This window comes from Mycobacterium marinum, from assembly GCF_003391395.1.
In the GTDB taxonomy this organism is placed as follows: domain Bacteria; phylum Actinomycetota; class Actinomycetes; order Mycobacteriales; family Mycobacteriaceae; genus Mycobacterium; species Mycobacterium marinum.
Genome location: NZ_CP024190.1, coordinates 5683410 through 5705609 on the forward strand (window position 1 = coordinate 5683410; position 22200 = coordinate 5705609).

18 protein-coding genes and 1 tRNA gene are annotated in these 22200 nt (G+C 62.2%); 13 read left to right on the top strand and 6 right to left on the bottom strand.

Annotated elements, in window-relative coordinates; all coding sequences use genetic code 11:
- The first annotated feature begins 29 nt into the window (after positions 1–29).
- Entirely contained in the window at positions 30–164 is a 135-nt protein-coding gene (locus CCUG20998_RS29035) for a hypothetical protein (RefSeq protein ID WP_012396361.1), read from the top strand.
- Between the two features lie 488 nt (positions 165–652).
- Positions 653–4387: a methionine synthase gene (gene metH, locus CCUG20998_RS23990; RefSeq protein ID WP_020730805.1), complete on the top strand. Its 3735-nt coding sequence runs from the start codon at positions 653–655 to the stop codon at positions 4385–4387.
- 391 nt (positions 4388–4778) lie between these two features.
- Here metH and CCUG20998_RS23995 read toward each other — a convergent pair.
- Positions 4779–4845: transfer RNA gene (locus CCUG20998_RS23995), tRNA-OTHER, on the bottom strand.
- A 171-nt stretch (positions 4846–5016) separates the two neighbouring features.
- Between CCUG20998_RS23995 and CCUG20998_RS24000 the strand changes: the two genes are divergently transcribed.
- Positions 5017–6576 carry a rolling circle replication-associated protein gene (locus CCUG20998_RS24000; protein ID WP_051173402.1) on the top strand — a complete coding sequence of 520 codons (1560 nt, stop codon included), beginning with the start codon at positions 5017–5019 and terminating at the stop codon, positions 6574–6576.
- Here CCUG20998_RS24000 and CCUG20998_RS24005 read toward each other — a convergent pair.
- On the bottom strand, positions 6555–6953 hold the full coding sequence (locus tag CCUG20998_RS24005) for a hypothetical protein (RefSeq protein ID WP_020730803.1): 399 nt from the start codon (positions 6951–6953) through the stop codon (positions 6555–6557). The two genes, CCUG20998_RS24000 and CCUG20998_RS24005, sit on opposite strands and share 22 nt — an antisense overlap.
- 24 nt (positions 6954–6977) lie before the next feature.
- Between CCUG20998_RS24005 and CCUG20998_RS27720 the strand changes: the two genes are divergently transcribed.
- From CCUG20998_RS27720 to CCUG20998_RS24015, 3 genes are all read left to right on the top strand, one after another.
- Positions 6978–7118, top strand: a complete 141-nt coding sequence (locus tag CCUG20998_RS27720; RefSeq protein WP_020730802.1) for a hypothetical protein — start codon at positions 6978–6980, stop codon at positions 7116–7118.
- Positions 7119–7522: 404 nt separating this feature from the next.
- A complete protein-coding gene (locus CCUG20998_RS24010) occupies positions 7523–8611 on the top strand; it encodes a helix-turn-helix domain-containing protein (RefSeq protein ID WP_172607224.1) in 1089 nt (362 codons plus the stop codon).
- Positions 8604–9428, top strand: a complete 825-nt coding sequence (locus CCUG20998_RS24015; RefSeq protein WP_020730800.1) for a hypothetical protein — start codon at positions 8604–8606, stop codon at positions 9426–9428. The genes CCUG20998_RS24010 and CCUG20998_RS24015 overlap by 8 nt, the downstream gene beginning before the upstream one ends.
- Positions 9429–9594: 166 nt before the next feature.
- Here the strand turns inward: CCUG20998_RS24015 and CCUG20998_RS24020 are convergent, their stop codons facing one another.
- Positions 9595–10023, bottom strand: a complete 429-nt coding sequence (locus CCUG20998_RS24020) for a hypothetical protein (protein WP_020730799.1) — start codon at positions 10021–10023, stop codon at positions 9595–9597.
- A 113-nt stretch (positions 10024–10136) separates the two neighbouring features.
- Here CCUG20998_RS24020 and CCUG20998_RS24025 point away from each other — a divergent pair, with 113 nt between their 5' ends.
- From CCUG20998_RS24025 to CCUG20998_RS24045, 4 genes are all read left to right on the top strand, one after another.
- Entirely contained in the window at positions 10137–12860 is a 2724-nt protein-coding gene (locus tag CCUG20998_RS24025; RefSeq protein ID WP_172607225.1) for a type I restriction endonuclease subunit R, read from the top strand.
- Positions 12857–14185, top strand: coding sequence for a restriction endonuclease subunit S (locus tag CCUG20998_RS24035; RefSeq protein ID WP_020730797.1), 1329 nt, complete (start codon positions 12857–12859; stop codon positions 14183–14185). Before CCUG20998_RS24025 ends, CCUG20998_RS24035 begins: the two co-directional genes overlap by 4 nt.
- Positions 14182–15081 (top strand): GIY-YIG nuclease family protein, encoded by a 900-nt coding sequence (locus tag CCUG20998_RS24040; protein ID WP_020730796.1) that lies wholly within the window; start codon positions 14182–14184, stop codon positions 15079–15081. Before CCUG20998_RS24035 ends, CCUG20998_RS24040 begins: the two co-directional genes overlap by 4 nt.
- A 149-nt stretch (positions 15082–15230) precedes the next feature.
- Positions 15231–16718, top strand: a complete 1488-nt coding sequence (locus CCUG20998_RS24045) for a type I restriction-modification system subunit M (RefSeq protein WP_020730795.1) — start codon at positions 15231–15233, stop codon at positions 16716–16718.
- A gap of 39 nt (positions 16719–16757) precedes the next feature.
- Here CCUG20998_RS24045 and CCUG20998_RS24050 read toward each other — a convergent pair whose 3' ends face one another.
- From CCUG20998_RS24050 to CCUG20998_RS24060, 3 genes are all read right to left on the bottom strand, one after another.
- Positions 16758–17621 carry an SIR2 family NAD-dependent protein deacylase gene (locus CCUG20998_RS24050; RefSeq protein WP_081651096.1) on the bottom strand — a complete coding sequence of 288 codons (864 nt, stop codon included), beginning with the start codon at positions 17619–17621 and terminating at the stop codon, positions 16758–16760.
- Entirely contained in the window at positions 17622–18647 is a 1026-nt protein-coding gene (locus CCUG20998_RS24055; RefSeq protein WP_036457048.1) for a ParA family protein, read from the bottom strand. It lies immediately after the preceding gene.
- 403 nt (positions 18648–19050) lie between these two features.
- Positions 19051–19476, bottom strand: coding sequence for an NUDIX hydrolase (locus tag CCUG20998_RS24060; RefSeq protein ID WP_020730792.1), 426 nt, complete (start codon positions 19474–19476; stop codon positions 19051–19053).
- A gap of 94 nt (positions 19477–19570) precedes the next feature.
- Here CCUG20998_RS24060 and CCUG20998_RS24065 point away from each other — a divergent pair, with 94 nt between their 5' ends.
- The 3 genes from CCUG20998_RS24065 (at position 19571) to CCUG20998_RS24075 (ending at position 22192) form a co-directional block, all read left to right on the top strand.
- Positions 19571–20350, top strand: coding sequence for a GntR family transcriptional regulator (locus CCUG20998_RS24065; protein ID WP_020730791.1), 780 nt, complete (start codon positions 19571–19573; stop codon positions 20348–20350).
- 100 nt (positions 20351–20450) lie between these two features.
- Positions 20451–20873, top strand: a complete 423-nt coding sequence (locus CCUG20998_RS24070) for a hypothetical protein (RefSeq protein ID WP_020730790.1) — start codon at positions 20451–20453, stop codon at positions 20871–20873.
- On the top strand, positions 20870–22192 hold the full coding sequence (locus CCUG20998_RS24075) for an FtsK/SpoIIIE domain-containing protein (RefSeq protein ID WP_020730789.1): 1323 nt from the start codon (positions 20870–20872) through the stop codon (positions 22190–22192). The genes CCUG20998_RS24070 and CCUG20998_RS24075 overlap by 4 nt, the downstream gene beginning before the upstream one ends.
- Positions 22193–22200 lie beyond the last annotated feature (8 nt).

Sequence of the window (22200 nt, forward strand, 5' to 3'; positions counted from 1 at the left end):
AGCCGACCCCTTCATTGGAAGGACACCAAGTGGACAACTCGAACCTGTTCTCCCACCCGGAGACACCGGAATACATCGCCCCGGGCGAAACCTCTGGCCAACCGGTCAGCTACCCGACGTTTTCAGACCGGCCCGACAACGGATCTGCCACCTCGGCGACGTAATCATCCGAGACGACTGGCCGCGCGCCAAGGTCACCTCGATCAAACCTATTGGCCGCCAACCGATGTAGTGACCGTTCGCGCACCGCTACCTGGTGCCACTTGTGTTTCGGGCCAGCGTGGCACCAGAAGCGTTGGCAGCGAAACCTTCTGAGGTATCGGCGGCCGGATCACGCATCAGCGCAGTCTCGGCAACGATTGTGTCCCTATTCGGCGCCCAAGCTCGGGCCCGGCAAACCATGCCCCAGGAGTTGAACCGAACCGGGCCAGCGACGCGCTCGTTTGGCGCCGGTAATGGTGTCCGAGCCTGGGCGACCTCGGTGGTGATAACCGCCCGCCGAAGCTTGGACGCTTAGCACAAGCAACGAACCGCCACGTGACGACGTAGACTTTTGTGGGTCGAGAGGCGTTGCAACGGTTCGCCGGTTCCCCGCCGGTATCCGCCACGCTCGGCAGAGTCAAGGACGCCTTCCGCTACGGAGGGAATAAACGTGAGCGCCTTTGAGCCGAATATCCGCCCTGACTGCACCGACGCACTGACGGCCACCCTCGGCCAGCGAATCATGGTGATCGACGGGGCGATGGGCACGGCGATCCAGCGGGACCGCCCGGATGAGGCCGGCTACCGAGGCGAGCGGTTCAAGGACTGGCCGAGCGATCTGGTGGGCAACAACGACCTGCTCAGCCTGACGCAGCCGCAGATCATCGAGGGAATCCACCGCGAGTACCTGCAGGCGGGCGCCGACATTCTGGAGACCAACACGTTCAACGCGAACGCGGTCTCGCTCTCCGACTACGACATGGCCGAGCTGGCCTACGAACTCAACTACGCCGGCGCGGCCCTGGCGCGGGCGGCCGCCGACGAGTTCAGCACCCCGGAGAAGCCCCGTTACGTGGCCGGGGCGCTGGGGCCGACGACGCGGACCGCATCGATCTCGCCGGACGTCAACGACCCCGGAGCCCGCAACGTCTCCTACGACCAACTGGTCGCCGCCTACCTGGAAGCCGCCAACGGCCTGGTCGACGGCGGCGCCGACATCATCATCATCGAGACAATCTTCGACTCCCTGAACGCCAAGGCGGCGGTGTTCGCCGTCGAAACGCTGTTCGAGGACCGCGGACGCCGCTGGCCGGTGATCATCTCGGGCACCATCACCGACGCTTCCGGGCGAACGCTGTCCGGTCAGGTGACCGAAGCATTCTGGAACGCGATCAGGCACGCGAAGCCGATCGCGGTGGGCCTCAACTGCGCCCTGGGTGCGCCGGAGATGCGGCCCTACATCGCCGAGATGGCCCGGATCGCGGACACCTTCGTCTCCTGCTACCCGAACGCCGGTCTGCCCAATGCCTTCGGCGAGTACGACGAGACCCCCGAGCATCAGGCCGGCTACATCGCCGAGTTCGCCGACGCCGGCCTGGTCAACCTGGTCGGTGGGTGCTGCGGGACGGCGCCGCCGCACATCGCCGAGATCGCCAAGGTCGTCGAGGGCAAGGCACCCCGCGAACTGCCGGAGATCCCGGTGGCCACCCGGCTCTCGGGCCTGGAGCCGCTCAACATCACCGACGACTCCCTGTTCGTGAACATCGGCGAGCGCACCAACATCACCGGATCCGCCCGGTTCCGCAACCTGATCAAGGCCGAGGATTACGACACCGCCCTGTCGGTCGCCCTGCAGCAGGTCGAGGTCGGTGCGCAGGTCATCGACATCAACATGGACGAGGGCATGATCGACGGCGTCGCCGCGATGGATCGGTTCACCAAGCTGATCGCGGCCGAGCCGGACATCAGCCGGGTCCCGGTGATGATCGACTCCTCCAAGTGGGAGGTCATCGAGGCGGGCCTGAAGAACGTGCAAGGTAAGCCGATCGTCAACTCGATCTCGATGAAGGAGGGCGAGGAGAAGTTCATCCGCGAGGCGCGGCTGTGCCGCAAGTACGGCGCCGCCGTGGTCGTGATGGCCTTCGACGAAAAGGGCCAGGCCGACAACCTGGAGCGGCGCAAGGAGATCTGCGGGCGCGCCTACCGGATCCTGACCGAAGAGGTCGGCTTCCCGGCCGAGGACATCATCTTCGACCCGAACTGCTTCGCGCTGGCGACCGGCATCGAGGAGCACGCGACCTACGGCATCGACTTCATCGAGGCCTGCGCCTGGATCAAGGAGAACCTTCCCGGGGTACACATCTCCGGCGGTATCTCGAACGTGTCGTTCTCGTTCAGGGGAAACAACCCCGTTCGCGAGGCGATCCACGCGGTGTTCCTGTTCCACGCCATCAAGGCCGGCCTGGACATGGGCATCGTCAACGCCGGCGCGCTGGTGCCCTACGACTCGATCGACCCCGAGCTGCGGGAACGCATCGAGGACGTCGTCCTGAACCGTCGCGAGGACGCGGCCGAACGGCTGTTGGAGATCGCCGAACGGTTCAACACCAAGGGCAAGTCCGAAGACCCGGCCGCGGCCGAGTGGCGCAGCCTTCCCGTCCGCGAGCGGATCACGCACGCCCTGGTCAAAGGCATCGACGCGCACGTCGACGCCGATACCGAGGAACTGCGGGCCGAGATCGCCGCCGCGGGTGGCCGCCCGATCGAGGTGATCGAGGGTCCGCTGATGGACGGCATGAACGTGGTAGGTGACCTGTTCGGCGCGGGCAAGATGTTCCTGCCCCAAGTGGTGAAGTCGGCCCGGGTGATGAAGAAGGCGGTGGCCTACCTGCTGCCGTTCATCGAGGCGGAGAAGGCGCAGTCCGGCTCCACGGAGCAGGACAAGACCAACGGCATCATCATCATGGCGACCGTCAAGGGCGACGTCCACGACATCGGCAAGAACATCGTCGGGGTGGTGCTGCAGTGCAACAACTACACCGTGGTCGACCTCGGAGTGATGGTTCCCGCCGAGAAGATCCTGGCCGCGGCCCGGGAGTACGACGCCGACATCATCGGGCTGTCCGGCCTGATCACCCCGTCCCTGGACGAGATGGTCAACTTCGCCGCCGCGATGGAACGCGAGGGAATGCAGATCCCGCTGCTGATCGGCGGCGCGACCACCTCACGCGCGCACACGGCGGTGAAGGTGGCGCCGCGTCGCAGCGGCCCGGTGGTGTGGGTCAAGGACGCCTCCCGCTCGGTGCCCGTCGCCGCCGCGTTGCTCGACGACAAGCAGCGCCCGGGCCTGCTGGAGGCCACCGCGGCCGACTACGCGGCCCTGCGCGAGCGGCACTCGCAGAAGAACGAGCGGCCGATGCTGACGCTGGAGAAGGCCCGCGCCAACCGGACGCCGATCGACTGGGACGGCTACACGCCGCCGCTGCCCGCGCAAGGTCTCGGGGTGCGCGAGTTTCATGACTACGACCTGGCCGAGTTGCGCGAGTACATCGACTGGCAGCCGTTCTTCAACGCCTGGGAGATGAAGGGCCGATTCCCCGACATCCTCAACAATCCGGCCACCGGCGAGGCCGCCCGCAAGCTGTACAACGACGCTCAAGAAATGCTCGACACCCTGATCCGGGAGAAGTGGCTCACCGCCAACGGGGTGATCGGGTTCTTCCCGGCAAACGCGGTCGGGGACGACATCGAGGTGTACACCGACGAGACCCGCACCGAGGTGCTGACCACGTTGCACAACCTGCGCCAGCAGGGCGAGCACCGGGCCGGCATTCCGAACCGGTCGCTGGGCGACTTCATCGCGCCCAAGGACACCGGTCTTGCCGACTACGTCGGCGCCTTCGCCGTCACCGCGGGGCTGGGCAGCCAGACCAAGATCGTGGAGTTCAAGGAGGCGCTCGACGACTACAGCGCGATTCTGCTGGAGTCGATCGCCGACCGGCTGGCCGAGGCGTTTGCCGAGCGGATGCACCAGCGGGTCCGCGAGGAGTTCTGGGGATACCAGCCCGACGAGCAACTGGACAACGAGGCGCTCATCGGTGAGAGGTACGTCGGCATCCGCCCGGCGCCGGGCTACCCGGCCTGCCCGGAGCACACCGAGAAGACGACGCTGTTCGAGTTGATGGACGTGACCAAGCGGACCGGAATCGAGCTGACCGAGTCGATGGCGATGTGGCCCGGTGCCGCCGTCAGCGGCTGGTATTTCTCGCACCCGCAGTCGCAGTACTTCGTGGTCGGCCGGATGGCCCAGGACCAGGTCGCCGACTACGCCAGGCGCAAGGGCTGGACCCTGCCGGAGGCCGAGCGCTGGCTGGGCCCCAACCTCGGCTACAACCCGGAGGACTGAGGGCTCCAGCTAGAAGCCGCCGCTGCGCGGCCCGAGCGGCCTGGCAAGGGCGACAGATTCATTGGGAGTTTGAGCCGGACGGGAGGTGGCCGGACCGGTAGAGCGGGTGTGGTGGCGGCGCGGCGCCTGAGAGCGCGCTAATGCGGCCAGAGCGCCGCGCTACCGAGTCCGCCATCTGATCCCGCGGTCCTGGACGCACGATCGGGCTGGGTCGACATGTCAGCCACTTTTGCGGCGCCGCGCGAGGTGAAGTCCGAACGCGACAAATGAGGCGGCACACGCCGGTTCGCCCCCGCCTGGGCCGCACCGCCCATGGGGTCACTCCACACCAACCGATGACCGGACAAAGCAAACCGAGTGCATTACTCGTGTCCGTGCAATTCAAACATTGTGGCCAGGGGCGGGATCGAACCGCCGACCTTCCGCTTTTCAGGCGGGCTGGATAGCCTCTGACCTACGGTTTATCTGATTCTGTGCGTCGTATGCGCCGCGTTGAGCTGCGCTGACGTATTCAGCCTGTCCGACGAACGGACATAAACCGGACACGGCGCTTGCGCTCCCGTCCAGGAGCTTCCGCGCTGCCGCATGGGTTGCGGGCGGCGTCGGGGCTCCGGGGAGCAGGCACCCCGATGCCCAGATTCGCACCACTAGCCACCGTCTCGACTTCGCTTTACGGCTCAACATTTGCATCTGACGGCCCGTCATCCGAGGACGGTTCTGCGGGTGCCTCGGTGGACGGGAGGTCGCGAGCGCCCGAGGCCGCCAGGCCGCAGGGCGGGAGAGCGCCAGCGGTCGGCCGTACGTCGACCGAGGCGCCCGGCCTCAACCCAGCCGCGGCCGGCGGGCTTGTTATATGTGCCGAAAATGTCCGCGAGTCGGTTGGCGACGCGGGCGCAGCCGGTGAGCTGCGGGCGATCGATGCACTGGGGCTGCGGTTCCCGACGCCCGAGATGGTCACCGCCGCTGCGGCGAACTTCGAACCGGCGGCGCCGTGGGCATCTGGCGCTGCGCGTCGCGGGGGCGAGCCGGAATCCGGACGGTTTCGCATCACTGTCGGTCCTGGTGTGGTGCGACTCAGTTGGACCAATCCTGTTCGTGTCGAGAAGACCGCCGAACGGGGTGTTGCTCATCACCAACGTGACGTTGACGATGCGAAGTTCCATGTGCGGAATGACCTCGAAGACGATGCCGGGGACGATTTTCGGGCCGTCGTGTCTCCGACACGACGGAGTCCTTCAGCAAGCGAGCAGGCTGGGACTGGCGCTGTCATCACCGAGTGGTCCCGAAAATCACGGTCGTCGATGTGCCGCACCTTCGCCGAGCTCGACTACTGCCCACTCGTCGATTCCGGACGCGTCCCCGCGATGGTCACGCTTACCTATCCCGGCGACTGGGAAGTCGTTGCACCGGACGGGGCCAGCGTCAAGCGGCACATGGTGTTGTGGCGCAAACGCTTTCAACGGGAGTACGGCGAGGCTGCCCGGTACATCTGGAAGCTGGAGTTCCAGCGTCGCGGCGCCCCGCACGTCCATCTATGGATGGCGCCGCCGACGTCACCCGGCCGATCAGGACGCGGCTTCGCACAGTGGCTGTCCGAAACGTGGGCGGAGGTTGTCGACCACCCTGACCACGAGCAGAAGGCGAGGCATCGGCTCGCCGGCACTGCTATCGACGTGCGCAACGGGCTGAAGGCCTGCGATCCCAAGCGGCTCGCAATCTACTTCACCAAGCACTCGTCACCAAACCTTCTCGGCGACAAGGAGTATCAGCACCTCGTGCCTGAACTCTGGCAGCAGTCCGGACGAGGGCCCGGTCGGTTCTGGGGTGTGTACGGACTCAAGAAGGCTACGGCCGTCGTGGAGGTGACCCAGGAGGCGTACCTCACGGCTCGCCGGATCGTGCGGCGGTGGTCACGCAGTCAGGCGGTGTACGGCGATTCGGGTAGCCACTTCCCCACCGCCGTGGTGCCGCGCACGGCAACTCGTCTGGTTCCGCGCGTTGACCGTGACTCGGGCCGGGTGACGCACCGTCGGGTTCGGCGACGGAGAACGCTCTGCGATCAAGGCGGGCTTGCCGGCGGCTACGCGCTGGTAAATGACGGGCCATCGTTCGCGTCCCAGCTCGCGACCGCTCTGTTTGGTGCGGCCACGACGGCTCACCTGTCGCCTCAGCGCGGGATCTGCGTGTGATTGCGCATGATCTCGGTGGCGGCTTGCGTTGCTCCGCTGGCCTCCCGAAACGCGCGTTTGGCGCCGTCGAACGCCTCCAATACCTCAAGCCAATGATCGAGGTCGATCATTGACCGGTCCAGCTTGCCCGCCAGCGAGCGGACGATGTCGGCGCTAATTGAGCTCATGTACGCCAGCCGATTGACGATGTGATTGACCACCGCGGGATCGCTCACGCGGGTTCCGAAGTCATCGATATCGCTCGCCAACGTGCACGTTTTCGAGAACAGGCGTTCGGACAGCGCCACAAAGGGCGCCGCATCGCCCCATCGCGGGAAGTCGGGGACTCCGGGTTCGGTACTTTCGATGGGCATTCTGGGCCAGATCTCGTTATCCATGACCCGAACCCTATGAGCAGAAGCATGCATCTAGCGCCGCCCCTGGAAACGGAGTCGACTGGACCGTCCGAAGTGTGTCTGGGCACCGGGGGCTCGGACGCGGACGGCGACGAGGTCACCGAGTTGCTCGCTGAGTTGCTCGCCGAGGCGAAACGTAAGCGCTGATCGTCCGCGGCGCCTGAAAGACTCTCCACGTGTATGGCGCCGCTTTGGATCTCCCCCTGACAGGCCCCTGGGTCGAGGTTCGGGTGTTCGGTTTCTGAACACCCAGAGATCGGCTCTGGTTCAGGTGTTCAGTTTCCGAACACCGAGGTCGGATTTACCGACATCCATGCACGGCAAACGGTGTCATGGCTTCCACGGCACCACGTTGCCAGCGCTGCTCATGCAACTGAACCGTTCGGGTTAAGAGCCAGTTCCGTTGACAACGGAATACTGTTATATCGCGAACACGCGCAAAACTTCACTCAGCCTGCATGTGGTATGACGTGGGGATATACACACTGTTCAGATAAATCACTTGTTCCGCAACCACCGGAACGGGTATGTTTTCCGAACAGGAGATACTCATGACTGAACCAATCACTGCACCGCCCGGCACAGAGGCGGAGATCTTGACCAACTGCACCGAGCTACTCCGCGATCGTCTACCCGACGACTGGCGAGTCGACATTCAGAGACCGCCGACGGACGCCGCCATAGACGCGATCCTGGCACTCACCGCACCCGCCGGTGAGCAGGTTCGATTCCTCGTAGAGGCCAAGAGGCTACTCGTCGGCCGCGACGTTCCCAGGGTCTCGGAACAGTTGCAGTGGGCAGCAGATCGCGAGCTCATCGACACCAAGACCATGGTCATGTCCCGATACCTCGCGCCCCCAGTTCGCGAGCGGCTGTCGCAGGGGAACGTGTCGTTCATCGACGCCACCGGCAACATCTTGATCCAGTCGTCACGTCCCGCGCTATTCGTTCGCGACCGAGGCGCCGATAAAGATCCATGGCGAAGCCCAGGCCGGCCGCGCGGCTCGCTGGCAGGTGAGCCCGCCGCTCGTGTAGTCCGGGCACTCATCGCCGAGCGGGGGCCATGGTCGGCGCGCGATCTCGTCGGCGCGTCCGGGGCGTCCACCGGCGCAACGTACCGGGTGTTGGAGTTCCTTCAAGAAGAGGGGCTGGTGGAGAAGATGGGAACGGACTACGTCCTGAACGACTGGCCAACCCTCCTACGCCGATGGAGTCGTGACTACAGCTACTTCCGCACCAACCGCACATCGAGCTACATCGAGCCTCGCGGCCTAGAAACGCTGCAGAGCAAAGCCGCCAAGTCTCAGTACTCGCAGTACGCAATAACCGGAACGATCGCGGCAGCCCAGTGGGCACCTTACGCTCCCGCCCGCGCGGCGATGGTCTACGTCGATGATGCGGCACGCGCAGCAAAGGAATGGGGCCTACGGCCAGCGGATAAGGGCGCAAATGTGATTCTCGCCGAACCTAAGTACGACGTCGTGTTCACCGGAACCGGTACCAATCGCGACGGGGCGGTCATTGTCGCGATTGAACAGGCGGCAGTAGACCTACTCACAGGTCCGGGCCGAAACCCCTCTGAGGGAGAGGAACTCATCTCATGGATGGAGCGCAACGAAAGTGATTGGCGCCGTGGATGATTTACTCATCAAGGCCCGTTCAGCCCTGCTGGACGCCCTCGAAGCCCTGACCGACCAACACGATTCGATCGTCGTGGTCGGCGCTCAGGCCATCTATCTACACAGTGGAGATGCAGACGTTGCGATCGCCGAGGCAACGAAGGACAGCGATCTGGCGGTCGACCCGCGGGCACTCCCCGAAGATCCGCTGCTTGAAGACGCGATGAAGCGAGCTGGCTTCTACCCGAACGTGAACAAGCAGCCCGGAGCATGGCTAAACCCGGCAGGCATCCCGGTCGATCTAATGGTTCCAGATGCGCTGTCGCAAGGCGGTAGGTCTCATCGCGGTGCCCGGATCCCACCCCACTCCAACCAAGCAACAAGGCGGACCGTCGGGTTGGAAGCCGCCGTGGTGGACAACGAGCTCCGCTCGATATCTGCGCTCGATCCTGACGACACAAGGACTTTCGAAGCCCGAGTCGCTGGGCCAGCCGCACTCTTGATTGCGAAAGTCCACAAGATCCATGAACGTCTCGACCAACCGGACCGCCTCAACGACAAGGATGCTCACGACGTCTACCGCCTGCTCATAGCAACGACCGACACGGCGGCACTCGGATCGAGCTTTCAACGGCTACTGAGCGATCCCATATCAAAGACCGTGACGGAGCAGGCTCTCGAATGGCTGCCAACTCTGTTTGCGGACGGACCCGATGCCCTCGGATCCGTCATGGCAGGTCGCGCAGAGGAAGGGATTGGAGACCCCGACCTGGTGGCCGCCTCCGTTGCCGCGCTTGCAGCCGATGTGCTCGCTGCCGTCGCGGATTCGTCCCGGTAACCAGCCAAGAGCGAGGGATACCTGCCTCGTACCAGGCGAGCAATCACCGCAGGTCTGCGGGCCGGCTCTTCGTGAGCTCCAACATATCCGCCTTCCCTGGTCGGTGAACCCACCGATGAACACGGGGAAGCAGAGCCTGTGGGACAGTTGCACGACAAGCACGGGATCAGCAACAGCGCGAGTCGAGGTACTCACGGACAACCGCGAGATCCCGTGCGCGGTCACGGACGATCCGCTTCGACTTCACCGTGAAAGCGGACTTCTCGATCACGATGAGCTGCATCCCGTGTTCGGGGATCTCGGTGCGCTTGCGCTCGTCGTAGCGGCGGCGTTGCTCGGCGCGGCCGACCCCGGAAACTGTCTGGCGCCGGTCGAAGAACGGAGATGGCTGAGAGTGCTGCTCCTCCTGGAACTCAACGATGAGCCCCAGCTGCGGCCAGTACCCATCAACAGGGAGCTCCGTACCGTGGGGCCGCTTGGCAGACGGGTCGCCGCGGAGCCAATCGAACCGTTGCTGGCGGCGGCCAACCACGCCGAGGACCTCGTCGCACAGGTCGAGGACGTAGTGCTCGTCGGAGTCGGCTCGGCCGGCCATTGCGCGATCATCGCACCTGTACTCACCCGGTTGCCCACACCCCGCGAAATCACGCCGCATGCCTCCCAGAACAGCGCGCCGCAACGAGGAGACCAGATAATCTCTGCACCAGTATGAGTACGGAGGACGATCAGAGCCGAGTACCGGCGGAAGCACGCGCCCGAAAGCTCATCGACCAGCAGCTCACCCAGGCCGGCTGGCTACTACAGGACAAGAAGGACCTCAATCTGTTCGCCGGCCAGGGCGTCGCCGTGCGCGAGATCGTGATGAAGCCCGGCCACGGCCGGGTCGACTATCTGCTCTACGTCGACAAAGCCGTCGTCGGGGTGATCGAGGCCAAACCGACCGGCACTCCGCTGTCCGGTGTCGAATGGCAGTCAGCCATGTACGCCGACGGACTGCCGCCCGATGTGCGCCTCGCCGCCACGACCCGCGACGGCAGGCTGCCGTTCGTATTCGAGGCTTCCGGCACCGAGACGCATTTCACCAACGGCTTCGATCCCACCCCGCGGGCGCGCCTAATCTTCAACATCCCGCGGCCGGAGACCTTGGCACGCATCCTGCGCGACGCCAAGTCAGACCCGGACCGTCCGACGTGGCGCGCCAAGGTTCTTGGCCTACCGGTGCTGGACACGGCCGAGCTACGACCCGCCCAGATCGAGGCCGTCACCGGCGTGGAGCAAAGCCTGGCCCAGCAGCATTACGATCGCTCGCTGGTCCAGATGGCCACTGGTGCCGGCAAAACCTACACCGCGGTCACCGAGGCATACCGACTCCTCCGGTACGGCGGATTCAACAGCATCCTGTTCCTGGTTGACCGGATCAACTTGGCCGATCAGACGCTGGGTGAGTTCCAGAACTACCGGGCACCCGACGATGGGCGCCGGTTCACCGAGCTCTACAACGTCGCCAAGCTGTCCAGCTCCGGACTGTTGGGCTCCACCAACGTCGTCATCTCCACCATTCAGCGGGTGTTCGCGTTCATCAAGAACGGCGAAGCCAGCGAGGAGGACGACGACGGTATCGACGGCTATGTTCCGGATGCCCCTGTCTCCGTCGCCTACAGCGAGGCGCTGGCGCCTGAGACGTTCGATCTGGTGATCGTCGACGAGGCACACCGCAGTATCTACGGCGTATGGCGCGGGGTGCTGGAGTACTTCGACGCGCACATCGTGGGGTTGACGGCCACCCCGGGCAAGCAGACGTTCGGGTTCTTCAAGCAGAACCTGGTGTCGGACTACACCTATCCCGAATCGGTGGCTGACGGTGTCAACGTCGACTTCGACATCTACCGGATCCGCACCAGGATCAGCGAGCAGGGGTCGCGCATCGAGGCCGGGACGATCGTGCCGAAGGTCGACCGTCGCACCCGCGAGCAGCGGCTGGAAGCGCTCGATGACGACTTAGATTACACCCCAGGACAACTCGACCGTGCGGTGACGGCCACTGACCAGATCCGCACCGTACTGGAGACGTTCCGGGACCGGCTGTTCACCGAGATCTTCCCGGGGCGTTCAACGATGCCAAAGACGCTCATTTTCGCAAAGGACGACAACCACGCCGAGGAGATCGTTACCCAGGTTCGTGAAGTGTTCGGCAAGGGTAACGACTTCGCTGTCAAGATCACTTATAGCGCCCGCAACGCCAAGGAGCAGTTGAAGACGTTTCGCACCAGCCCGGCACTGCGCATCGCTGTCACCGTCGACATGATCGCCACCGGCACCGACGTCAAGCCGCTAGAGTGCGTGTTTTTCATGCGCGATGTACGTTCGGCGCAATACTTCGAACAGATGAAAGGCCGTGGTGCCCGGACTATTTCACCGGCAGATTTCCAGGCCGTAACCCCGGACGCTGAAACCAAGACCCGGTTCGTCATCGTCGACGCCGTCGGGGTGACCGAACACGACTTCGTCGAGCCGCCGCTGAATCGGCAGAAGTCTGTATCGCTGAAAAAGCTGCTCGACAAGACGGCCAACCTGACGCTGACCGAGGATGAAGCGGCGACGCTGGCTTCCCGACTAGCCAAACTGGAACTCGACCTCACCGAGGAGGAGCGCGTCGAGTTGGACGGCGTCGCCGGCCAACCGGTGCGGGACATTGTCCGCCAGCTTGTCGACGCTGTCGAACCGACCACCACCACGCCAGCACTGATCGAGGCCGCGACAACGCCCATTGCAGCCAATCCCGCACTGCGCAAACGTATTCTGGAACTACGTGCTGCCCATGACCGGGTGATCGATGAGGTCAGCGCCGACGAACTGATCGAGGCCAGCGGTGTCGTGGACACCGACCGCGCAAGTTCGATCGTCGAGTCTTGGCGCCTGTACCTGCAAGACCATCGCGACGAGATCACCGCGCTGCAACTGGGTTACGAGGCTGGTGAGCGCCGTGTCGACTTCGCGTTCATCCAAGGCCTGGCGGCCCGGATATCGCGCCCGCCGCACAACTGGACGCCGGAGGTCATCTGGGACGCCTACGCCGCGGTGGATTCCTCGAAAGTGCATCCGTGCGCCACACATACGCTGACAGACTTGGTTTCGCTGATCCGCTACGCCACTGGGGTTGACGAAGAACTAGTGCCGTACGCCGAGCGGGTGCGCGAGCGCTACGCGGGCTGGCTGGCCCAGCAGGCGCAGGCTGGGGTGGTGTTCACCGACATCCAGCGATGGTGGCTAGACCGGATGGTGTCGGTGATTGCCAACTCGGCGGGTATTCGAGTCGAGGACCTGGACGACGCGCCGTTCATCGAGCGGGGTGGAACCGACGGTGCGATAAGGGATCTGGGGGATAGTGCCGGAGTCTTGTTGGAGCAATTGAACGCGGAGTTGACAGCGTGAGTTGGCCGGTGGTTCCTTTGTCGGAAGTTGCAGAAGTCAGGCTTGGCCGACAGCGTGCGCCGAAGAACCATTCCGGGGAATCGATGCGCCCCTATTTGCGTGCGGCGAATGTTACATGGGGCGGTCTGAGTCTCGAAGACGTGAAGTCGATGAACTTCACTGAAGGCGAGATGGAAATCTACCGCCTGCGGCGAGGGGACCTTCTCCTAAGCGAAGCATCAGGGAGTCCAGGGGAAGTCGGAAAGCCGGCACTCTGGTCTGGAGAAATCGCGGAGTGTGCATTTCAAAACACACTCCTTCGTGTGCGTTCCCGTGAACATGAACCGAAGTTTCTTCTGCACTACTTTAGGTACCAGGCCCTCGTAGGCCGCTTTGTCGAACACTCTAGGGGCGTTGGCATACACCATCTTGGACGCGCGCGACTCGCATCGTGGCCGACGCCAGTCCCCCCGATCGATGAACAGCAACGGATCGTCGAAATACTTGAGGAACATCTCTCTCGCCTTGAGGCGGCCGACCTCGAGTTATCGCGTGCCGCGGGAAAGCTCGTTCTTCTGCGCGAACAAACGATGTTGAATGCGCTCACTGGCGTGAGGATCGCAGAACGCTCGGACGCAGCATTATTGCCATCCGAAGGTACTGCGGACGGGTCGCTCCCCGCGCTCCCGCGTGGATGGTTCTGGTCACGCCTCGGTGCCGTGGCGGACGTGGTCGGCGGCGTTACCAAGGACGCCAAGAAACAAGCTGATCCCAGCTACATTGATGTGCCCTACCTACGGGTTGCCAACGTACAACGGGGGCACCTCATGCTCGATGACGTAACGAACATCCGCGTTCCGCCATCAAAAGCAGATGCGCTGAGGCTCAAGGCAGGTGATGTCCTGCTTAATGAAGGCGGCGATCGGGACAAACTCGCCCGCGGTTGGGTCTGGGAGGGACAGATTGAAGACTGCATTCACCAGAACCACGTCTTCCGAGCTCGCATCCGCGAGCCTCGCCTCGATCCGTATTTCCTCTCAATGACTGCGAACACAATGGGTGGTAGGTGGGCCGAGAGGAACGGGAAGCAAAGTGTGAACCTTGCATCCATCAGCCTCGGGGTGATCCGCAAGATGCCAGTGATCGTGCCGGCGGCTGGGGAAGCTGAGCGGATCGTCGCCTCGATCAGAGAGATGCAGGCAGGGTTCGATCGGATTGCGGTGGCAATTGGCGATGCTCGCACCCAGAGTTCGGTGCTCCGGAAAGCCCTCCTCGCCGCCACCTTCTCTGGCCGCCTCACAGCGGATCGCCGACACATCGACACCGAAGATCTCGTGTCCCCATGAGCGGAAAGCAGATCAAGCTGTTCCTCGCCGATGGCACACCTGGCGGATTGACTACTGCCGAGATCACCAACTGGACCGGACACGTGCTCTCGGCGCGCCGCTCGGATCTGGCGGATCTGCTCAAGCGCGATGAAGCCCAACGGACTGGTGCTTACCTTCTGCTCGGCGAAGATGAGTCGGCCATCGAGAACACTCGGTGCTACATCGGGGAGGCGGATGTTGTCGCTGAGCGGCTGCGATATCACCAGCGCGACAAGGAGTTCTGGGATCAGGTTGTCGTCATCACCTCCAAGGACGCGAATCTGACGAAGGCCCATGGTCGGTATCTGGAATCCAGGCTCATCGCCTTGGCCACGTTGGCCGGACGTGTGACGGTGGAGAACGGCACCGCTCCTGGCGTTCCGGCGCTCCCAGAGGCCGATGCGTCAGATATGGATTACTTTGTCTCACAGCTGCAGATCGTGCTACCCGTGCTCGGAGTTAACGCGATACGGGTTCCGGCCCCTGCGGCGCCAGCCAAGGCGGAGGACACTAGTCAGTCACCGGTCTTCCACCTGCGCCAGGCGAAGCTCGGCGTCGATGCCCGCGCACAGCAGATCGACGGCGAGTTCACCATGCTGGCTGGTTCGACGGTGGTGCCCTCCTGGCATGGCGTCGGCAAGGCTGACAGCACCAGGAAGGCCTACGACACCTATCGCGCCCAGCATCAGCAGCTCGTGGACAACGGCGCGATCGCGGTCGCCAACACTAGGGGCCGTTTGACACGCAATGTGGTGTTCTCCTCGCCGTCGACCGCCGGATCGGTCGCTTTGGGCCGTTCGTGCAACGGACGACGAGAGTGGATCTCCACCGACGGTGCGCTGTTTGGCGATTGGGAGAGCCGCGGTGTTGACTAGTGTGCCTCGCGTACAGATATCCACTTGTCTGAGAGCAGTAACAGAGTCGCGATCTCGTCACGGCCAAAGACTCGGAGTTGGTCGCTAGTGGCTGGATCTATCGCGGCACCCCTAACCTGTCCCTCGTCTGTAAAGCAGAATTGAGACCCGTGTCTAACTCTCGCCGCCTCGTCGACAAGCTGTGGTCGTACTGCAATGTCCTGCGAGACGACGGCGTCGGCGTAATCGAGTACACCGAGCAGCTGACCTATCTGCTGTTCCTGAAGATGGCTCACGAGCGTGCGACTAGGAACCTCAACCCGCAGAAGATCGTGCCCGACGAATTTTCCTGGCAACGTCTGCTGGATAAGGACGGCACCGCCCTCGAGGTTCAATACACGGAGATTCTAGTCGGGCTCGCGCAGCGACCGGGAACCCTCGGTACTATTTTTCGCAAGGCGCAGAACAGGATCCAGGATCCGGCCAAGCTCAAGCGCCTAATCGTCGATCTGATCGACAAGGAGGATTGGTCGGCGTCCGGTACTGACCTCAAGGGCGATGCCTACGAGGAATTGCTGTCCAAAGGCGCCTCCGATAAAGGATCCGGCGCCGGCCAGTACTTCACCCCGCGCGACCTCATCCGCGCCATCGTCGACGTCATCAACCCGACCGTGGCCGATGCCGTCGTCGACCCCGCGTGCGGCACCGGCGGATTCCTGCTCGTTGCACACGAACACGCGGCCGCCGACGCCGAAAATTTGACGCCGACTCAGCGCAGGCACCTGCGTGACAAGTTCGTCACCGGCTACGAACTGGTCGACGGCACCGCCCGTCTGGCCGCCATGAATCTGCTACTGCACGGTATCGGCACACCGGACGGCGATTCACTCATCGAGGTCAAAGACGCGCTGATCACTGATCCCGGCCCGCGCTGGAAGGTGGTGCTGTCCAATCCTCCGTTCGGTCGCAAATCATCATTGACGATGGTGGGAGCCGATGGTCGCGAAGTGCGGGAGGACATCGAGATCGAACGCCAAGACTTCGTCGTCACCACCAGCAACAAGCAGCTGAATTTCCTGCAGCACATCATGACGATCCTCGACATCAACGGCCGGGCCGCCGTCGTATTGCCGGACAACGTGCTTTTCGAAGGCGGCGCGGGAGAGACTCTGCGGCGGAAGCTATTGGCCGACTTCGATCTTCACACGATGCTGCGACTGCCCACGGGACTCTTTTACGCCCAGGGCGTGAAAGCCAATGTCTTGTTCTTTGACAAGAGGCCAGCCGCTGAACAGCCATGGACCACCAAGCTGTGGGTTTACGACTTGCGCACAAACCAGCACTTCACTCTCAAGCAGAACCCCTTGCGACGACACCACCTTGATGATTTCGTCGACTCCTATCTCAGCGGAAAGCCTCGCGATGAGCGGGTGGAATCGGAGCGATGGAAGTCATTCGACTACGACGAACTTGTGGCCCGCGACAAGGCCAACCTTGACATCACCTGGCTTCGGGACGAATCACTAGAGGATGCTGAAAACCTGCCGGCTCCCGAGATCATCGCGCGGGAGATCGTCGAGGATCTGACCGCCGCTTTGGCTGAGTTCGAAGCCGTCGCCGCCGCACTGGAGGCGGCGTCGGCAGACGGCACGCCGTAGATCCAGCGCCACATGTCCCTGGATACGGGGATCTGGCGACTACTCAGCGGATACGGCTCTGTAGGAATCAACATCATCTGCCAATCGCTGCAGCGCGTCGATCACTTCTTGATGCTGGCCTGTCGGATATTCCAAGAATCTAATATTGTGCGTTTCCTCGATCGCTCGCCGCACTGAAGTGTGACGGCCAGCCTCAACAATGGCGAAATGCGTATGTTGGCTTGGTGCTGATATGTTCACGTTCTGCAACAGCAACTCGATGTCTGGATCACCATTGAATCCCGAACCGACGAAAAGCAGCGTATTTGTCAAGAAGATTGCGTCGAGAGCGGCAAAGAATTGCGGGTAATCTCGCCGAGCTGCAAAGTACTGCATTCTCGTTAACACGATTTTCTGGGGATTTGATACGCACCCATGCGCCTTGATAATGAGCCTTCTATTAGAACGAAGATCATTTACTAGATGATCTTCGTAATACCTACATACATTGTAACCAGCCGCTGCGGGCCCCACAGAGACCAGTGACTCGTAGATCCGGTCGTAGTTGGTCGTTATGACGATTTTGGGGTCGATCCTTAAGACAAGCTTGTGGAGTTCTGACGGCTGATACCCGGGATCCTCCAACTCCCGGCGCAGAAACATACCGAAGTCAGCTGAGTCGAGCGAATCAACTAGTATTTGCGCTGCATCAAGGAAGGCGCCCTTCGCCAACTGCTCCTCCGCCGCCTTACGATCGTCTTCGCTATCTACACGTTGCAAGCCCTTTTTCAGGAAAGACTCCCAATTATCCGGCCGTGATCCACTTGCATTGGCGGAGGATGCTGACGCACCGGCCCCTAAGACGACAACGCAACGACGCTCTGCAATTTCTGTCAGCAGCGACTGCGACCATGTAATGGCCATCTACACACCGACATTTCGCGCGAGCGCTTCACTGACGACTTCAATGTTGTGAATGTAATTCTGTTGCTGGCCGTACTGGCCGCCGGCGAGTCCATCGGCACTCTGCAGAGCCGCGATCGGCGCATTAACTGACTGAGCAAGCGGGATGAGACTGTACATATTCGGAACGTCCCCGAGCCTTAAGGTGGATATATCTAATCCGGCTGGCATGAACTCACCTAGGCTGTTTTGAACCTCGTTCGGGATTTCGGAAAGAATCTTCTCGAATGCCTGGGTGGGCCTCCGTACACCTTTCTTTGACTTTGTGATGTACTGCTGGACCGTATAACCAGCGAACAAAGCTGCAATAGATCCAGAGGTTGAAATATTGAATTTTTCCAAAGCACCTGGGTGGCGCCCATCGCATAGGCCTAATCCAGTCGTATAGATCCCGAGCCAATTACGCAACCACTCTGCAATATTACGCACACCAACTATCGAGAAAATATCGGCACCCATGGGAGTGACGAAGTACTCGGCACCGATCAGAATGGTTCGGTTTAGAGAGCCTAGGCTAGGTCCTACATCAAAGATTACAAGATCGTACCGCTCTTCATATTCGCGACATAGCGAAGTAACCCAATTCGTCCGGCGTATCCCACCTATATCTCCGCCTGCTGCTTCACTCCAGGATCGGCTGAGCAGATCTTCGATAATAGACATCCGCGGATGGCCCGGCAATAAGTCGACCCTGAATCGATTTCTCGACGACTTTACCGGTTCGACGTGCTGCTTTATATCCGAATCACCGAGTTCTATCGGTCCAACTACATCGATTATGGTGCCTTGCGCCGATCCCTGGCCATTCCAATACATCGCTAACCATTGATCGTTGTCGAGCACTAGTTGAGTCGTATTGCACTGGGGATCGCAATCGATCAGGAGCACACGAAGAGATTGAACGCGAGAAAGGTGGGAGGCAACATTGCAGGCTAGCGTGGTCTTGCCTACCCCACCCTTGTTATTGAAGAATACAACACTCTTCACAGTAGACCGTTTCCTTACTCGAAGCCGGTAAAGCTGCAGGCGAATCGCCCTGTCGACGCAGATAGCACATATGCGAATGTCTCCATCCAGCCTAACCAGCTGCCGGAAGAAAAGGAGAATTTTCGACCGTGTCATGGTGTTGTCGTATCGATGTCTGGGCCAGGTAGGGGTGCCAGCGCGAACGAGGGTGAGCCGCGATATCACTTGCGACTTGTAAATTCACAGAGGACCGTCATTCACGTTGGGAGCTACGGGGACAGCCACCGACGAGGTATCTCGGCCATCGCCTTGGTGCACCCCGGGCAAAGTCCACCCCGGGCTGACCACCAGGCTTGAAGATGGATGTACACGAGTGCCGTCAAGCTATCGGTGAATGTCTTGGGGTGAGACGCTCAACTGCGTACTAGGTGATGAGGTTGACACCGTCGTGAGTTCGCGATTCCGCTGTGTCTCCGAAGGCATCTAGCACACGCACCCCAAATGCCGGCACCATCGCCGACCGCGCTTCTTCTGTTGTCATCCAACGGATTTCACAAGCCTCCTCGGTCTCGTGCGGCTCGCCGCCAGAAGGCCGACATCGGTACACCAACGCGACAATTCCGTGAGTCAAGTTCTTGTAGACGCCGGTCAGCCTCTCCACCGTGACCTCAAGTCCGGTCTCCTCCAGCACCTCACGCCGAACACCTGCCTCAAACGACTCGTCGAGTTCGAGGACTCCCCCTGGCGCCTCCCAGTGACCGTTGTCGTCGCGCTTGATGACAAGGACGCGGCCGTCATCGCGGACCACAACGCCGGCGACGCTGACCGAGTGTTTCGGTGTGGCTGCCATGCGAAAGACTCCTCTGCGGCCGACTCCAGTTAGTGACAGGGGACGTGTCGTTTCCCTAGACTAGTCGCCTAGACATGTATGGGAAGGCTCTCAGGTGGTGCAACTTGGCCAGATCGACCGGGCGGACGATAAGCCGCCGTATCGGCAGATCGCCACCATGTTGCGGGACTCCATCATGTCTGGCCAGCTAGAAGCGGGGGCACGTCTACCCTCCGAGGCTGAGCTGATCGAGCATTTCGGGGTCGCCCGCATGACAGTCCGCCAGGCAGTGCAGGAACTGCGCGCCGAAGGCCTGGTGATCTCCGAGCACGGCCGCGGTGTGTTTGTGCGACCCGCTCCCCCAATTAGGCGGCTCGCCTCCGATCGCTTCGCGCGGCAACATCGCGCCAGCGGCAAAGCCGCGTTCACCGTCGAAGCGGAGAAGTCCGGTTACACGCCTCAGGTTGACAACATCACCGTGACCCGCGAGAGGCCGGATTCTGTTGTTGCCGAACGCCTTCGACTGGCATCTGATGATGAAGTCGTGGTTCGCTCACGGCGCTACCTTGCCGATGGCAAGCCGGTCGAAACGGCGACCTCCTACATTCCCGCCACCTTCGCCAAGGGCACCAAGATCGAGCAGACCGATACCGGACCAGGCGGCATATACGCGCGTCTCGAAGAAGCTGGTCACACCCTCGCGCGGTTCACCGAAGAGGTCGGCGCTCGAATGCCCACCCCTGAGGAACGCCGTGCCTTGCAACTTCCGCCCGGCGCACCTGTTCTCACCGTGGTCCGCACGGCCTATGACACCGACGATGTAGCCGTCGAAGTGTGCGACACGGTGAAGGTGGCATCGGCCTACCTGCTGGAATACGACTTTTCAGCGCGCTGAAACGTCGCGAAACGACCAAATGCATCAGCACGCTTGACTTACTCCTCTAGACGACTAGGTTGAGTAGTCATCTAGCTCAATCCCCTCGAAAGGTTCAGCAATGTCCATCCCCAAATGGCTCCAGATCGGCCACGACCAGGCGTTCGCCCTCGGCGCGTTCCTCGTCTCCGAGGTGACGCCGATGATCGACTTCGACAAGTCCTCTGGCGAGAACCGCGTGCAGGCGAGAGACCGCGATACCGGCTTGCCGATGTGGCAGGTCGAAGTGCTCGACGGTGATCCGGCGGCACCGAAGCGCAGCCGAACAGTGACGGTCAAGTTCGCCTCTCCCACACAGCCGTCTGCGCCCGCCAATTCCAGCGGAACACCCTTTACCCCAGTAGTTTTCGACGGGCTCATGGCGCTCCCATACGTCGAGAAGTCGGGTGACTTCTCCCGGATCGCCTGGTCATTTCGAGCCTCCGAGATGAGGGCACCGGGCAAGCCGTCCACGAACGCAACGGCAAACCGGGAGTCGGCATGAATCCCGATCCGTACGCGCAGCTCGATCCCGACACCCCTTTCCGGCTCGACCACGTCCTGAATTTCCTGACCACCCTCGGCCTGTGGGCGGTGATCATCGTGGGAGTCGGTGCCGCCGTTCTCATCTACTGGCGACTGCACTCACCCGAGACGTTCGAAGAACGGTTCGCAATACCGGTCAGACTGCTGAGTTGGCGACTGTGGGCTTACGCCTCCTGGCGCAGGCTCTGCAAACACTGCGGCTTATCCGCCTCCGAGCAGTTGACACGTCGCGATAAGGAAGGGCGACAGGTCACGTCGACACGTTGGGTCCATCCAAAGCTGTTGGGAACAGAGGTGTCTCACACCGCCCTGCATCTCACAGTACGGGCGAGGATGGGACAGACCGTGGAGGACCTGGAGCGGGCTGTTCCTGCGATCCGTGACGCTGCTCGTGCACATTCAGCGCGGGCAGTCGTCGTCTCGCCGGGGACCCTGCGGATCGAGCTGATCAAGCGAGAACAGTTGTCGACGGTACGTCACGCGGTGCCTCCAACGGCTGTCGCAACAACACGAGTGACGCTCGGACGACGCGAAGACGGTTCCGCCTGGACCCTCCCGCTGATCGGACTGCACACCCTCACCGTGGGCTGCTCAGGCTCAGGCAAAGGTTCCATCTTCTGGGGAATCGCCGGCGGGCTCGCTCCTGCCACGGCCGCCGGGCTGGTCCATCTGATCGGAATCGATCTGAAGTACGGCATCGAGTTGTCAGTCGGATCCGATCTGTTCACCAAGATCGCCACCACAGAGGCCGACGCCGTGGAAACCCTTGCTGGGCTGGAGATGCTGATGGACAAGCGCGGTAAGGAGATGGCAGGCCACACGCGCGAGTACCGTCCAAGCAAGGCCTCACCGCTCGTCGTGCTGCTGATCGACGAGCTGGCCGGACTGACCGCGTACATGAGTGACCCGGCCCTGCGCAAAGAAGCGGCTGCCTCGTTGTCACGAATTCTCACCAAGAGCCGAGGGCTGGGAGTCGTGGTCGCCGCGTTCCTACAGGACCCTCGCAAGGAAGTCCTGCCGATGCGAGGACTGTTCACCCAAACCATCGCGCTTCGACTGCGATCGCGCGAAGAAGTCGCGATGGTCCTCGGCGACGGGATGGCCGACAAAGCTCCGGCGCACCGAATCAGACCCGACAGACCCGGCACCGGCTATGTCATCGCCGAGGACGGCCACGTCGCCAAAGTCCGATCCGACTACTGGTCTGACGACCAGATCCGCTCCACTGCGCGGCAATACGGAAGGTCAAGGACCGCAGGAGGGCAGCGCAGTGAATAACGGGTCCG

Excerpts from the sequence above, each read along its gene's own strand:
- CCUG20998_RS24050 (WP_081651096.1), bottom strand. The coding sequence starts at position 17,621 with ATGGCCATTACATGGTCGCAGTCGCTGCTGACAGAAATTGCAGAGCGT.
- CCUG20998_RS24010 (WP_172607224.1), top strand. The coding sequence starts at position 7,523 with ATGACTGAACCAATCACTGCACCGCCCGGCACAGAGGCGGAGATCTTG.
- CCUG20998_RS24040 (WP_020730796.1), top strand. The coding sequence starts at position 14,182 with ATGAGCGGAAAGCAGATCAAGCTGTTCCTCGCCGATGGCACACCTGGC.
- CCUG20998_RS24000 (WP_051173402.1), top strand. The coding sequence starts at position 5,017 with ATGCCCAGATTCGCACCACTAGCCACCGTCTCGACTTCGCTTTACGGC.
- CCUG20998_RS24070 (WP_020730790.1), top strand. The coding sequence starts at position 20,451 with ATGTCCATCCCCAAATGGCTCCAGATCGGCCACGACCAGGCGTTCGCC.
- CCUG20998_RS24060 (WP_020730792.1), bottom strand. The coding sequence starts at position 19,476 with ATGGCAGCCACACCGAAACACTCGGTCAGCGTCGCCGGCGTTGTGGTC.
- CCUG20998_RS27720 (WP_020730802.1), top strand. The coding sequence starts at position 6,978 with ATGCATCTAGCGCCGCCCCTGGAAACGGAGTCGACTGGACCGTCCGAA.
- CCUG20998_RS24020 (WP_020730799.1), bottom strand. The coding sequence starts at position 10,023 with ATGGCCGGCCGAGCCGACTCCGACGAGCACTACGTCCTCGACCTGTGC.
- CCUG20998_RS24075 (WP_020730789.1), top strand. The coding sequence starts at position 20,870 with ATGAATCCCGATCCGTACGCGCAGCTCGATCCCGACACCCCTTTCCGG.
- CCUG20998_RS24005 (WP_020730803.1), bottom strand. The coding sequence starts at position 6,953 with ATGGATAACGAGATCTGGCCCAGAATGCCCATCGAAAGTACCGAACCC.
- CCUG20998_RS24025 (WP_172607225.1), top strand. The coding sequence starts at position 10,137 with ATGAGTACGGAGGACGATCAGAGCCGAGTACCGGCGGAAGCACGCGCC.